The following is a 13,113-nucleotide window of genomic DNA, read 5'->3' on the forward strand; positions in this document are numbered from 1 at the left end:
CTTACCTCCGGTCGGTCTGGGTACGCAGTTGTTGCAGGGTGCTGCCAAGCACGGTGTCATCGGCCTGCAATGGCAGCGTGCGCAGGGCATGGAGTTCAGCACGTTGCGCGCGCAGGTCCGGTGAATCCGGCCAGCGCCGCTGCGCCCAGAGATCGATTCTGTTCAGCGCGGCATCGCGGCCGCTGCCATCGCCGCGCTCGATCGCGGCGCGGGCCAGGGTCAGTTCCAGCTGCAGCGCCGTGTCGATGGTGGTGCGCTCGGCCGTGGTCAGCGGACCGTTCAGACGGCTCGGGGTGATGTCCACGAAGGGCGCCAGCGCGGCCTGCCACCACGGTTTCGCGGTGTTGTCGGCGGGCGTCTGCGCGATCTGCGAAGGCAGGCCCTGCAGGGCCTTGCCCAGCGCGTCCAGGCGTTGCAGCGACTGCACGCGAGGGCCCGCGCCCAACGCATCCAGCGCGTTGCGTTCCTGCACCAGTGCCTGGCGCAGGTTCAGGCCGTCGCTGTCGGGAAGATCGGCCAGTGCAGTGGCGGCCAGCGCATACAGCCGGCGCGAGCCATCCACGTCATCGGCGAACGCCAGACGCTGCGCGGCCTGGGTCAGCAGCAGTTCGGCCTCATCGCGCTGCACCGCCTGGCGGCCCTGGTTGGCGCTGTCGGCCAGCTTGGCCAGGTTTTCTTCCAGCAAGGCACTGCGCTGCGACAGGCCCAGCATTTCATCGCGCAGCACCCGATTGGTGGTGGCCGCATCCTGCAGGCGCTGGCTGGCAGCGCGCTGGTCGCGGCGCAAAGCCTCGACCGTGGCCTCCAGTCCCTTCAGCTGCACGGCGGTGGTCTGTGCCTGTGCCAGCTGGTCGCTCTGCTGCTTCTGCCAATAGTGGTAACCGGCATAGCCGCCCGCGCCCAGCACCGCCAGCACGGCAAGCGGCAGCAGCCAGCGCACGGGGCGATGGGGCGATGGAGCGGGCGGCAGAGTGTCGTTCATCGGGCTTCCTTGTCGGCGGCAACGCCGGAACAGATCCGGCAGGCAGCGTTGTGCACAGCATCACTGTTGCCAACGACACCGGCAAGCCACTGCCGGGTGCCTGTTCAGGTCGCTGCCGGGCCGGTGAGCGCCGTGTGTGCAGCGGCGATCAACTGAAGATGGGTGGGGCCTTCGCTGCGCACCACCCGGGTCAGCCCCAGTGCCTGCGCCTGCGCGCCCAGTCGCTCGCTGGCCACCAGTGCGATCGCGTTCGCCTGCAGCCGCTGCTGCCAGTGTGCAGGCAACTGCTGCCAGAAACGCTGCAATGCCTCGCCACTGCTGACTGCCAGCAGCCAGGGCGTCGGAGAACGGGCCAAACGCGCCAGCATGCGCCGCGACAAGCGCAGCGGTAGCCGTCGGTAAACATCGGCGCGGATGATCTGTGCGCCTGCGGCCTGCAGTTCGGCGGCAATCAGCCCACGCCCGCCCGGTGCGGTCACCAGCCCGATCTGCATGCCGCGTACATCGCCCAGCACCGGCATCGCCAGCAGGCCCTCGCTGTCCATCCGCTGGGGCGCATGGACGTCGGCGACGCCGTGCGCCAGCAGCGCGCGCGCGGTGCCTTCACCCACGGTCAGCCACGGGCTGCGTTGCGCTGCCGCCAGCGGTAGCAGGCTGGCCGCCGCCGCGACAGCGGCCGGGCTGGTGAACACCACCCGATCGCTGGTCAGCGCCCGTTGTAATTGCTGCAATGCGGCAATGTCCTGCAGACGTTGCAGCCGCCAGGGCGAAAGCGCGACGGTACGGCCTCCCAGCGCTGCTGCGGCGTGGCGCAGCGCCGCCTGCTGACCCTGCGGGCGCAGTGAGATCAGGGTCCAGCCAGTGGGTATCGTATGGTTGGCCATTCCCGTCATTATGCGGGCCCTTTGTTGTCGTGGTTGCTGCTGATGGCTGTTGATGCCCTGACCTCTTCGCTGGCTGCCCTGCAGGACGTGCTGGACTGCATGCCGGCGGTCCGCGCGATGCAGATCCGCCTGGATGGCTATGCCGACGGCGTGCTGCGCATCACCGCGCCGCTGGTGGCCAACGTCAACGACAAGGGCAACGCGTTCGGCGGCAGCCTGGCCTCGGTGCTGACCCTGTCCGGCTGGGCGCTGGTCAGCCTGCGCCTGCGCCTGGCCGGCCACGACGCCGAGGTCTACGTGGCCGACAGCAACCTGCGCTACCTGGCGCCGGTCTATGAAGACCTGCACGCCCACGCCGAAGCCACCGGAAGCGGCGCCTGGGACACCTTCCTGGCCACGTTCCGCCAGCGCGGCAAGGCCCGCATCAGCATTGTCGCGACCCAGCCGGGCGCCGATGGCAAGGCCGCGGCCGAATTCAGTGGTCGTTTCGTTGCCTTCGCCAAAGGGTAGGATGGCAGGCTGACGCCCTGCGGAACCCACCGATGCGCCGCCTCATCCAGATCCTCCTGTGTTCCCTGCTGCTGCTCAGCGCCGCCGCCGGCGCTGCCGCCGACGACCTCAGCCGCAAGCAGCGCAAGCTGCTGGAAGAGACCCAGATCGCCTACGGCGCCACCATCCGCTGGGGCAGCATGGACGACGCCATCGCCTATCTGGACCCGCAGCTGCGCAAGTCCAAGCCGCCGACCGAATTCGAACTCAACCGCTATGCCCAGCTGCGCGTGTCGTCCTACCGCGAGCGCAGCACGGCAGCGCTGGATGGCGGCCTGGTCGAGCGCCGGGTGGAAATCGGGGTGATCAACCAGAACACCCAGGCCGAGCGCACCGTGGTGGTGACCGAGCGCTGGCGCTGGGATCCGGAAGCCAAGCGCTGGTGGCAAAGCGCGGGCCTGCCGGACCTCTGGCAGGGGCAGTGACGGGTCGCGTCCGGCTTGTGCGACAATCGGCGCCCGCTTAATCGACCCGTGACCTGAGTGAATTACGAAGAGTTGCTGGCCTTCGCAGGCCGAAACCCGATGCTGTCCGCGGCCCTGGTCGGCCTGACCGTGGCCCTCATCGTCACCGAAATCCGCCGCCTGTTCCGGGGCTTCAAGGGCATCAAGCCCGCCGAACTGACCCAGCTGATCAATGCGGGCGGCACGGTGGTGGTGGATCTGTCGCCCAGCGCCGATTTCGAAAAGGGCCATATCGCCGGCAGCCGCAGTGCCCAGGCCAGCGCGTTCGGCCCCGAGCACAAGCTGGTGGCCAACGCCAAGCAGGCCCCGGTGGTATTGGTGTGCCGCAGCGGCAACGCGTCCGAGACCGCCGCCAAGGCGTTGAAGAAGGCCGGCTTCGAGAAGGTCTTCGTGCTCGACGGCGGCATCCCCGCGTGGCAGCAGGCAGAACTGCCGCTGGTCAAGGGCCGCAACTGATCGCAGGCGGTGGCGGAAGTGGCCTTGTTTGCGCCCTCCGCCGCCCCCATCGCAGTAATTCGACCATCGTTTTCATTGCATTCACTGGAGTTACTGGAAATGTCCGAAGAGACCACCAACGGCGCTGTCGCGCCGGTCGATGCCGCCACCGGCCCCGCGTTCACCGTCGAGAAGATCTACGTCAAGGACGTTTCCTTCGAGTCGCCGAATGCTCCGTCGATCTTCAACGACCAGGTGCAGCCGGAACTGCAGCTCAACCTGAACCAGCAGGTCCAGCGTCTGGGCGAGAATGCCTTTGAAGTCGTGCTGGCCGTGACCCTGACCTGCCAGGCCGGCGAGCGCACCGCGTACGTGGCCGAAGTGAAGCAGGCCGGCGTGTTCGGCCTGGTCGGCCTGGACCCGCAGTCGATCGACGTGCTGCTCGGCACCCAGTGCCCGAACATCCTGTTCCCGTACGTGCGCCAGCTGGTCAGCGACCTGATCCAGGCCGGCGGCTTCCCGCCGTTCTTCCTGCAGCCGATCAACTTCGAAGGCCTGTACGCAGAAACCCTGCGCCAGCGCCAGGAGCAGGGCGACGCACCGTCGCTGGCTGACTCCGAGCCGGCCGGCAACGCCTGATCCCGGCCGCGACGTCACGGATGAGCACTACCGCTGACAAGATTGCCGTACTCGGCGCCGGTTCCTGGGGAACCGCGCTGGCTACGCTGCTCGCCCGGCACGGTCGCCAGACCGTGCTGTGGGGACGCGATGCCGCCGTGGTTGAAGCCATCGACCAGCGCCACGAGAATCCGCGCTACCTGCCGGGCATTCCGTTGCCGGAATCGCTGCGCGCCACTACCGACCTGGCGTCGGCGGTGGAGGGTGCCGCCTGGATCCTGGTGGTGACCCCGTCGCACGCATTCGGTGAAACCGTGCGCGCGCTGGCGCCGCTGCGTCCGGCCGGTGCCGGCGTGGCCTGGGCGACCAAGGGCTTCGAGCCCGGCTCCGGCCGCTTCCTGCATGAAGTGGCGCGCGAAGTGCTGGGCGAGGACGTGCCGCTGGCCGTTGTCACCGGGCCGTCGTTCGCCAAGGAAGTCACCCTGGGCCTGCCGACCGCGATCACCGTGCACGGCGACGTGCCCGAGTTCGCGCAGACGGTGGCCGAGGCGATGCATGGTCCGGCGTTCCGCGCCTACACCGGCGACGACATGGTCGGTGCCGAGCTGGGCGGTGCGATGAAGAACGTGCTGGCCGTGGCCACCGGCGTGGCCGATGGCATGCAGCTGGGCCTCAACGCCCGTGCCGGCCTGATCACCCGCGGCCTCAACGAAATGCTGCGCCTGGCCGCAGCGATCGGTGCCAAGCCGGAAACGCTGATGGGCCTTGCTGGCCTGGGCGATCTGGTGCTGACCTGCACCGGCGACCTGTCACGCAACCGTCGCCTGGGCCTGGCCCTTGGCCGCGGGCAGACGCTGCAGGACGCCATCCGCGAGATCGGCCAGGTGGTCGAGTCGGTGCAGACCGCCGACGAAGTGATGCGACAGGCGCGCCGTCATGGCATCGACCTGCCCATCTCCGACCGCGTGCGCGCCGTGCTGCATGGCGAGCAGACCCCGGAAGAAGGATTGCGTGCGCTGTTGGCACGCGAACAGAAACCGGAGTATCCGGACACGCTGTTCAAGTGAATCGAAAAACCCCGGCCCAGCGCCGGGGTTTTTTTTGTGCGTGCGCGAAACCCATCCACGCATGGCGTGGATCTACTGTGGAACCCGTAACGCCCATCATCGCGGCCGCGGCGGCGCGTTGGTGTTGTCCATGTCCGAAAAGATCATCCACGGCCCACCCGCTACCCGCTTCAAGGTAAGCGTGAACTTCCCGGTATCGCCCACGTTGTTGCCGTAGGCATAGGCGCCGATGATGTAACCGGTGGTTTCCTCTGCGGCAAAGGCAAGCGCACGCAGCCGCAACGGGCTGCTTCCCTGGCCGGCATACGCTGCCTCGATCGCCGCGCGCCCGCGCACAGGCGGCTGGTTGCTCTGCAGGATGAAACCGTCCTCGGCGAACAACCCGGCCAATGCCTTCGCATCACCCGTTCGCCACGCCTGTTCGTAATCGCGCAGCACGCGATCCAGCGCAGCGGGCAGGGTGACATCGGCAAGGCGTGCGACAGGCGAGGGCGCAGCGGCCTGCTGCGCAACGACAGGCGCGGCCAGCAACAGTCCACTGATGAGAATCACGGCAAGTCTTGAACAGCGCATGCGTCTGCATCCTGGCGGCGATGGAAGGCGTGACTGCCAGAGTATCCATCTTGGCCGGCGGGTAGAATCACACGGTCGCCGGCTGGGCGAATGCACACAGGACAGGGAATGAAGTCTCGAATGATTGGAATCGCGGCGATGGTCGCGTTGCTGGCCGCCTGCACGCAGACACCGGCACCGGACGCAGGCACAGCTGCCACGCCTGCCGCTGCCGCCGCACCGGCGACAGAAGCTCCAGCCGCCACCGCTACAGTGGTCGAAAACGAGCCGTCCATCGAAGACGGCGTGGACCCCTCTGTGTGGGACAACGAAGGTGAGCCGGAAGCTGAGACCCCCGGCGCGGAGCTCACCTGCAAGGACAATCCGCTGGCCACCTATTTCTTCACCCTGGTCGGCGGCAACACCGTGGACGACTGCGGCCGCAAGGACCCGAAGGTGCTGGCCGCGTTCAATGCCCTGATGAAGAACACTGCGGCGGCCGAATCGCCCGACAAGAGCATCCCCTCCCTGCGTGAACGCCTGCTGAGCGGTCCCAGCGGGCCTGGCGAACTGATGGTGCTGCAGGGCGAGCCGTGGTGGCTCTACACCGCCTGCCAGGCGCACCAGTGCCCGACCACCGCGTTGGCGATGCTGTACTCGCCGACGCAGTCGAAGATGGTCGGCCGCCTTACGGCCCGCTGCAAGGTGTGGTGGCTGGGCGAGCCGAACGCGGAGCAGCGTGCCCTGATCGATCGCGAGCGGCCGGTGGACGAAGCGATGCTGAAGGAAGAAGGCGATTCCTGCGAGTGATGGGCGCTAACGCCGGAAGAAGTTCCGGCGTTATTCCTCCGGTCGCATCCGCGCACTGACCTGCGCGGTCAGCGCCAGGCACGCCATCATCAAACCCTCCATCACCCGATCGCCCACGTATTCGTCGTCCGGGCCGTTCTGGCGGACGCGCTCGGCCGCCAGCAGCATCTCCAGCGCGATGCGCAGGCCTGCCAGTGCGCAGTCCGCATCGGCCAGTGCCATGCGACGGCCCGGCATCTGATGACGCTCCGGCCACGGCTGGCCGTCGGCGGCTGCGCCGTTGCCGATCCGCGTCAGGGTGGCAATGAAAGCCGTGGGGTCGAGCGCAGGTGGTTGCTCTGATACCTCATCGCCCGCAACGCGATAGGGGTGGGGGCGAGGGAATTCCGGTGTAGTCATGGCTGGGGCTCCGTGCAGGACAGACGGTAGCCGCCACACAAAGGTGGCGGGCGGAGACGTGGCTCGAAAACCGGGACAATGAACCGGCAGGCACAGGGCCTCCACGCTCCGCCCGCCGTAGCCGGCAGACGGATTGCCGACCGGCGCCACGCGAGGTGACGCCGGCCGGCAAGCGCAATCACTTCATTGTCGATACGGGTTTTCGAGGCCCGGCCACCCCAGATGAGGTGGCTCGTCATCTGTACCTGTGCCGACGCGTAGCGCCAATCAGAAGAGTTGCATTCAACGCTTGATGCAAGACGCTTTCGGCATTCTTGCATGCTGTTAAGCCGCCCCAAACGCCGATGGCGCAAGGGCCCTAAGCGATAGAGGAATATGCGACATGCGTCGTGGTTGCCTGCGTAGTGTGCTGTCGCCTCAGCGAGGCAATGACGACAGAACTCCGCGATTGGGCGGCACAACGTGGTTCTAATCGAGCTCTATGAGAAAGCGCGTGGCCATGGCAGATGGCACGACAGACGCCCCGACCCGCTTCAGTTCAACCAGTCCATAGCCTTCCATCATCCGAAGGGTACGAGAAAGGCTCGGAACCTTGCGCCCGCATTGCTCAGACAGCTGGGTGAGGGACCTGGGTTGAAGTTCGCGCAGCAGTCGCAACAACCGGCGGTTCTCATCGCTCAATACTGCGGCCAGGGAAGACAGGGTCGAGAAGGCTATCGCCCCATCCGTTACCTGCGGCGGGGCCGATCTGTCCTTTCGTTCTCCGCCGATGACACAACATCGGAAGGTACTTTGGACTGGCGAACGGCGCGTGTCGGAATCTGTCATCGGTGCGAGATTGCATTGGGACCGATAGATCATGTCTGGTCGAGCACGCGCTGGATTGAACAAACGGCGCATGTAGGGCGCGCCTGCAGGACCGTGTCAGCTTCGGGCCAGGAGCGGACTTCCGCCCGGCTCCCGATCAACAACCCTGATCTCACGCTGATATCCATTTCCGGCCATCAACAAGCCTACCGGTCACTCGCTGGGTTTCAGCCGCTGCGCTGAGCGAGCGTACGAATCGAAGACGCGACGTCGCCTGTGCCAATCAACTGCTCTTCCAGTGCCTCTACCGCGGGTGTGCCGGCGGCCGCACTACGCATCAGCCGAAAGCTCGCTGCGGGGAGCGCGGGAAGTCTCAAGCCATCGCCGGCAATGACCAAGCCATCCTGGATGTCATCCTCAAGCGCGATAGTGATGGCGAGCCCGGACTTTGCAGCTGATCGCAAGCCCTGCTGGCTCGCCGAACTAAAGGCGACGCGCCACTCCAGGCTGGCTTCAACAAGTGCTTCAACGCACACGTCCCGGTGCATGCACGGACTGGGCGCGAGGGCGAGCGGCAGCGCCTTCTCCGGTTCATGCTCAAACCCCGGACCGATGGCCCAGACGAAACGCGTTCGCCTCAGAAGCGGCCAGTCAACGTCCTCCTGCAGAAACAGGTTCACCGCCAGATCGAGTGTTCCTGCATGTATCTGCTCGTTCAGCGCTCCGTAGGGCTCCACGGTTACATCCAACCGCACCGCCGGAAATCTGCGGGAGAAGCGCGACAGCATTGCGGTCAACAGATCGCCGGCATAGGTCTCGGGCACGCCAAGGCGCACTGCGCCGGTAACGGGAGCCTTCTGGAATCGGCGAACCAGCAGGCTCTGGGCAGCAAGGATCTGCTCCGCATGACGCAGGAAGTCCTCGCCGTCTTCGGTGAGTGTCACGCTTCTCGTGGTCCGCTTCAGCAAGGCGCTGCCCGCCTGCTCTTCCAGCTTCCGGATCTGGTGGCTGATGGCGGATTGGCTAAGGCTCATGCGCTCACCCGCCTTGGTGAAGCCACCTGTCTCTACGACGGCGACAAAGGCGCGTAGCAGGTCGGGGTCAAAGAACACCGGAGCGATCCATGATGAAGATTGATCAATTCTATTAAATCAAATCATTTTTATCATCTTTGAGGTTTCCCCAAGATGGCAGCTCATTCGACACGCGCAGCTTCATTCGACGCTGCTGCGTGCCAGATCCCGGACCTGCCTGAGGAGACCCATGACTTCCCTTTCACCTGCTGCTCGAGACCGCCTGACGCTTTCAGCGGCATGCGTGGCATCCCTGATGTTCGGGCTGGAAATCTCGAGCGTGCCGGTCATCCTGCCGATACTGGAGGCAGAGCTGGGTAGCAGCTTCAGTGGCCTGCAGTGGATCATGAATGCCTACACCCTGGCCTGCACGACGGTGCTGATGGCGGCTGGTGCACTGGCGGATCGCTATGGGCGCAAGCGTGTATTCGTGGTCAGCCTGCTGCTGTTCGGTATCACATCCTTGGCCTGCGGCCTTGCACGCAGCGGGCCAGCCTTGATCGTGGCTCGATCGCTGCAGGGCGCGGCGGGAGGCGCAATGCTGGTCTGCGTGTTTACCGTGCTTTCCCATCAATTCAGTGATTCCGCACAGCGAGCCAAGGCATTTGGCATCTGGGGCGTGGTCTTTGGCGTTGGGCTGGGTTTCGGCCCGGTCATTGGTGCTGGCGTCGTAGTCATCAGCAACTGGAGTTGGGTGTTTCTGGTGCATGCGCCCTTGGCAATTGGCGCGATGGTTCTTGCCGTTCTGGGCATCAAGGAATCCCGAGCGCCAAGTCGCCGCAAACTGGACCTTGCGGGGATCGTCTCGCTCTCGGTGGCCGTCTTCTCCTTCACCTGGTACATCACTCAGGGCATTCCTGCAGGCCTGGCAAGCGCCTCTTCCATGGCGGCCGCTCTGGTTGCCGTCATCAGCCTGGCGGTATTCATCGCGGTCGAGCGCAGGGCGCCGGACCCGATGTTCGATTTTTCCATCTTTGGCAACCGGCGCTTTTCGGGCGCATTGCTGGGCTCGATGGGCATGAACTTCAGTTTCTGGCCACTTATGGTGTACCTGCCATTGTTCTTCCAGCACGGACTGGGCTACTCGAACATCGCGACCGGCCTATCCGTCCTGGCATACACATTGCCGTCGCTGCTGCTTCCGCCTTATGGCGAGCGTCTCGCTGTGCGCTTCGGGCCCGAGCGTGTGATCCCTGTCGGGATGTCTGTCATGGGTGGCGGAATGCTCATGATGGCGATTGGTGCAGGCGCGGACAACGCGAGCTGGCTGACGATGCTGCCAGGCTGTGTTCTTGCAGGCTCAGGCCTGGGCGTGATCAATACGCCCATCACCAACACAACGACCAACTCGGTGCCCAGCGATCGTGCCGGCATGGCGTCCGGCATGGATACCAGCGCCAGATTCATCAGCCTCGCCATCAACATCGCCGTAGTGGGGTTGATCCTGGTGAAAGGTACCGACTACGCACTTGGAACGAACCTGCCCTGGGGCGACCCTTCGCATCTGCGATCGCTTGCGGAGGGCTTGTCCGCGGGTACTGCGCGTCTGGATGAATTGGCGGCCACTGGCCAGGTTGTGTCCAGTGACGTCGCGCATCAGTCTCTGCTTTTCGGCTATCGACTCGCCATGGCTTACTCGGGCGCATGTGCCTGTGTCCTGGCAGTTGCCAGTGCGCTTGCGTTCCGGGGCAGTCGTCACTCCATGGCGTCGTCCACCAACGAATCGAAAGTGCTGTGAGGTGCCTGGGGAACGAGCGGAACGTTCGTAGCAGCGTAGCCTGGGCGCAAAAGGTCTGCGCTGAAGCGCTACGGTCTTTGGGGGGAGGCACCCAGGGACCGCTTCCAGCTAGAACCGCTCGTTTACCTCAGGCGACAGCCTCAGGGGCCCGCCACGGCTTGGCCTGAAAAGGCGGCAATCGCCCTCGCATCAGCCTTCGCCCGGGTTCCATGGGATGATGCGCTGCCCACCGGACGAACGACCATGCAGAAGCTGACGGACCCCCATCTGCTGGACGACATCGCCGAGATTGGTCGAATCCAGGCCGTGCCGCGCATCCTGGAGACCGTAGCCCACATCACGGGCTCGCGCTTCACCGCCATTGCCCGCGTGACCCAGACCACCTGGACCGCGTGCGCCACGTTCGACACCCTGGGGTTTGGGCTTGTTCCGGGTGGCCAACTGGTGCTCGAGACAACCATCTGCGATGAGATCAGGCAGTCGGCAACGTCGGTGGTATTTGCGCATGCGAGCAAGCACCCGGTTTACGCCACGCATCACACGCCGCGGATCTACGGGCTCGAGAGTTATGCGTCCGTTCCCATCCATCGGCCGGACGGAAGTTTCTTCGGCACACTCTGCGCGATTGACTCGGCACCGGCCAGCTTCGACGTGGCCCACGTGCAGAGATCCATGGAGCTGCTGGCCGATCTGGTAGGAAGCTACCTCGACAAGGAAGATCGCCTCGAGCGAGCGGAAACTGCGCTCTCCGACGCGCACCGCGTCGCCGACCTGCGCGACCAGTTCATTGCCGTGCTGGGTCATGACCTGCGCAGTCCTCTGCAGGCAATCAGCATCGCCGCGGATTCGCTGGCATGTGAGCTGAACGCTGAAGGTCAGCAACGAATGCTCGCGCACATCGCCTCAGGCGTTGCCAGAATGGATGGACTGATCAACGACGTGCTTGATTTCGCCAGGGGGCGTCTGGGCGGCGGTATTCCCATCGCGCTGCAGCTGACCAGCACGCTGGAAGAAGACCTGAAAAAGGTTGTGGAAGAGGTGGCCATCGCCACTGGCCGCCAGGACATCAAGGTCCGCATGCAGATGGACGACAACGTGGTCTGTGATCCGAGCAGATTGGCGCAGCTCCTGGCCAACCTGCTCACCAATGCAGCCGAACACGGAGCGCGCTCGTCGCCAATTGCGCTGACCGTCAACGCCACGCCCGAAATGCTTACGCTCGAAGTACACAACGACGGACACATTCCATCAGAGAGGATGGACGCCATATTCAGTCCGTTCTCTCGCGAGAAGAGTGAGCAGCCACGGCCCGGCCTCGGCCTCGGCATCTACATTGCGTCGGAGATTGCGCGCGCTCATGGCGGCACGCTGGAGGTGCAGTCCAGCGCGGCCACCGGCACCTTGTTCACGTTCAAGATGCCGCGGCTGGAACTTGCGTAGAGAGGCAGGTCTCGCTGCGCTCCGCCCTGACTGCGTCTTCAGCCCTCAACGTCCTTCACTTGCGGGCGTGTCGCGCGTCTTTTTCATCCACGCCCTTCGCAGCCGCGCGACTCTGCGCAAACTCTGGGAACGTTTCCTCGATCGAGTCCTTGTCCGGCAGCACGTAGAACACACCGCCCTTCTCGAACGTGGGGTTCACGATCTGCTCGTAGAACCCGGGTGAGACGTTGATGCAACCGTGGGTGACGCGGTTGTCGTCCGGCGTGGCGGATGCCAGTCGTTCGCTGCGCTTCTCTTTCGGGGTGCCCGGGGGGAGCGGGTGCATCGACACGGCGGAATCGTAGTCCACCCACAGCACGCGTCCGGCGTCCTCGGACGGGCCATAGCCACCAATGAAACGGCCGGCCGGGGTGGTGCGGTCGTGGCCTGGAATCGCGCTCAGCGCGAGCTTGGCGACGCCGGGCGCCGAGTGATCGCCGATGGCCGAACCAAACAATGCCGGCGCCGCGCCACGCAGCTTGCCGTCACCGCCGAAGACCAGGACCTGCGCAGCGGCCTTGTCCATGATCGCGAACGGATAGCCCTGGTTGTCCTTGCTGGCGACTACCCAGCCGGCCAGTGCAATGACGGTCTCGGATACTTCCTGGCCCTGCGGAAGTTCATCGGCGGCGTTCGCCGTTTCCGCGGCAGGTGCTTCTTTTGCTTCCTTGCCATTCTTGGCACTGGCCACGCTGGTGCCTGCCAATGCCAGCGCGATGGTCAGCGCGGCCGACACGGCCCGGCGTGCAGGGAATGAGTACGTACGAATGGGACGGCTCCTTCGGATGAAGACCGAGAGGTTGAAAGACACCAGTGGCCGGCGAAGGCCACTGGTGTCTGGTTCAAGCGTTCATCAAAGTGGGTGGGAGAGCGGTTACCCGCGCGGCTTGCGGCCCGGGACCCTTTCGAGCTGCTGGACGCGGCCTTCAATCTGATCCAGACGCTGGTTGGCCTGCTGTGCGGACTGGTTGGCGGATTCGGCGCTCTGCGCCGCGCCTTGCACCTTCACGTCGAGCTGGTCGAGACGTGAGTTGATCGAAGCGAATTCGTCTTTGTAGGTGGCGCAAGCACCGAGGCTTACGGTAGCAACGATGGCTACGGTGACGGCACGTGCCGCGTTGATGTGCTGCTTGGTCAGGAACATTCCACTCCCTCCTTCGTCTGGGGAGTCTGGAATATAGCGGCGTTTGTTCCCGGCGCTGCGAAGTGCTTTCAGCTGCAGTTGGAAGACGTGGATGGGCCGTGAAGGTGCGGCA

16 protein-coding genes are annotated in these 13,113 nt (G+C 65.0%); 8 read left to right on the top strand and 8 right to left on the bottom strand.

Annotated features, from left to right (window positions below):
- Nucleotide 1 precedes the first annotated feature (1 nt).
- Nucleotides 2-982 carry a uroporphyrinogen-III C-methyltransferase gene (locus tag AC27VL_RS13230; protein WP_100554365.1) on the bottom strand — a complete coding sequence of 327 codons (981 nt, stop codon included), beginning with the start codon at nucleotides 980-982 and terminating at the stop codon, nucleotides 2-4.
- A 104-nt stretch (nucleotides 983-1,086) separates the two neighbouring features.
- On the bottom strand, nucleotides 1,087-1,875 hold the full coding sequence (locus AC27VL_RS13235; protein ID WP_100554366.1) for a uroporphyrinogen-III synthase: 789 nt from the start codon (nucleotides 1,873-1,875) through the stop codon (nucleotides 1,087-1,089).
- Nucleotides 1,876-1,908: 33 nt separating this feature from the next.
- Here AC27VL_RS13235 and AC27VL_RS13240 point away from each other — a divergent pair, with 33 nt between their 5' ends.
- The 5 genes from AC27VL_RS13240 (at nucleotide 1,909) to AC27VL_RS13260 (ending at nucleotide 4,999) form a co-directional block, all read left to right on the top strand.
- The gene (locus AC27VL_RS13240; protein WP_089242022.1) at nucleotides 1,909-2,376 is read left to right on the top strand and encodes a YiiD C-terminal domain-containing protein; all 468 of its coding nucleotides are present in this window, start codon (nucleotides 1,909-1,911) and stop codon (nucleotides 2,374-2,376) included.
- Between the two features lie 32 nt (nucleotides 2,377-2,408).
- On the top strand, nucleotides 2,409-2,840 hold the full coding sequence (locus tag AC27VL_RS13245) for a hypothetical protein (protein WP_100554367.1): 432 nt from the start codon (nucleotides 2,409-2,411) through the stop codon (nucleotides 2,838-2,840).
- Between the two features lie 57 nt (nucleotides 2,841-2,897).
- Entirely contained in the window at nucleotides 2,898-3,335 is a 438-nt protein-coding gene (locus AC27VL_RS13250) for a rhodanese-like domain-containing protein (RefSeq protein ID WP_025875933.1), read from the top strand.
- Nucleotides 3,336-3,434: 99 nt separating this feature from the next.
- A complete protein-coding gene (gene secB, locus AC27VL_RS13255; RefSeq protein WP_025875931.1) occupies nucleotides 3,435-3,953 on the top strand; it encodes a protein-export chaperone SecB in 519 nt (172 codons plus the stop codon).
- A gap of 20 nt (nucleotides 3,954-3,973) precedes the next feature.
- Nucleotides 3,974-4,999 (top strand): NAD(P)H-dependent glycerol-3-phosphate dehydrogenase, encoded by a 1,026-nt coding sequence (locus tag AC27VL_RS13260; RefSeq protein ID WP_025875929.1) that lies wholly within the window; start codon nucleotides 3,974-3,976, stop codon nucleotides 4,997-4,999.
- 96 nt (nucleotides 5,000-5,095) lie between these two features.
- On the opposite strand, the gene AC27VL_RS13265 is transcribed toward AC27VL_RS13260, so the two are convergent.
- The gene (locus AC27VL_RS13265; protein WP_488766852.1) at nucleotides 5,096-5,551 is read right to left on the bottom strand and encodes a YybH family protein; all 456 of its coding nucleotides are present in this window, start codon (nucleotides 5,549-5,551) and stop codon (nucleotides 5,096-5,098) included.
- Nucleotides 5,552-5,680: 129 nt separating this feature from the next.
- On the opposite strand from AC27VL_RS13265, the gene AC27VL_RS13270 reads away from it, so the two are divergent.
- Nucleotides 5,681-6,361 (top strand): Ivy family c-type lysozyme inhibitor, encoded by a 681-nt coding sequence (locus tag AC27VL_RS13270; RefSeq protein WP_488766854.1) that lies wholly within the window; start codon nucleotides 5,681-5,683, stop codon nucleotides 6,359-6,361.
- A 30-nt stretch (nucleotides 6,362-6,391) separates the two neighbouring features.
- Here the strand turns inward: AC27VL_RS13270 and AC27VL_RS13275 are convergent, their stop codons facing one another.
- The 3 genes from AC27VL_RS13275 to AC27VL_RS13285 form a co-directional block, all read right to left on the bottom strand.
- Nucleotides 6,392-6,760 (bottom strand): hypothetical protein, encoded by a 369-nt coding sequence (locus AC27VL_RS13275; RefSeq protein WP_100554370.1) that lies wholly within the window; start codon nucleotides 6,758-6,760, stop codon nucleotides 6,392-6,394.
- Nucleotides 6,761-7,228: 468 nt separating this feature from the next.
- Nucleotides 7,229-7,660: an HVO_A0114 family putative DNA-binding protein gene (locus tag AC27VL_RS13280; RefSeq protein WP_488766856.1), complete on the bottom strand. Its 432-nt coding sequence runs from the start codon at nucleotides 7,658-7,660 to the stop codon at nucleotides 7,229-7,231.
- 134 nt (nucleotides 7,661-7,794) lie between these two features.
- Nucleotides 7,795-8,679, bottom strand: a complete 885-nt coding sequence (locus tag AC27VL_RS13285; RefSeq protein WP_488766857.1) for a LysR family transcriptional regulator — start codon at nucleotides 8,677-8,679, stop codon at nucleotides 7,795-7,797.
- 151 nt (nucleotides 8,680-8,830) lie between these two features.
- Between AC27VL_RS13285 and AC27VL_RS13290 the strand changes: the two genes are divergently transcribed.
- Complete coding sequence (locus AC27VL_RS13290; RefSeq protein ID WP_488766859.1) at nucleotides 8,831-10,378, top strand: MFS transporter; 1,548 nt, start codon at nucleotides 8,831-8,833, stop codon at nucleotides 10,376-10,378.
- Nucleotides 10,379-10,621: 243 nt separating this feature from the next.
- Nucleotides 10,622-11,818 carry a GAF domain-containing sensor histidine kinase gene (locus AC27VL_RS13295; RefSeq protein WP_100554373.1) on the top strand — a complete coding sequence of 399 codons (1,197 nt, stop codon included), beginning with the start codon at nucleotides 10,622-10,624 and terminating at the stop codon, nucleotides 11,816-11,818.
- A gap of 55 nt (nucleotides 11,819-11,873) precedes the next feature.
- On the opposite strand, the gene AC27VL_RS13300 is transcribed toward AC27VL_RS13295, so the two are convergent.
- Together AC27VL_RS13300 and AC27VL_RS13305 are read right to left on the bottom strand one after the other, a co-directional pair.
- Entirely contained in the window at nucleotides 11,874-12,575 is a 702-nt protein-coding gene (locus AC27VL_RS13300; protein WP_100554519.1) for a hypothetical protein, read from the bottom strand.
- A gap of 156 nt (nucleotides 12,576-12,731) precedes the next feature.
- Complete coding sequence (locus AC27VL_RS13305) at nucleotides 12,732-13,001, bottom strand: hypothetical protein (protein WP_488766861.1); 270 nt, start codon at nucleotides 12,999-13,001, stop codon at nucleotides 12,732-12,734.
- Between the last annotated feature and the right edge of the window lie 112 nt (nucleotides 13,002-13,113).

The organism is Stenotrophomonas sp. 14P6.2.3, from assembly GCF_057799055.1.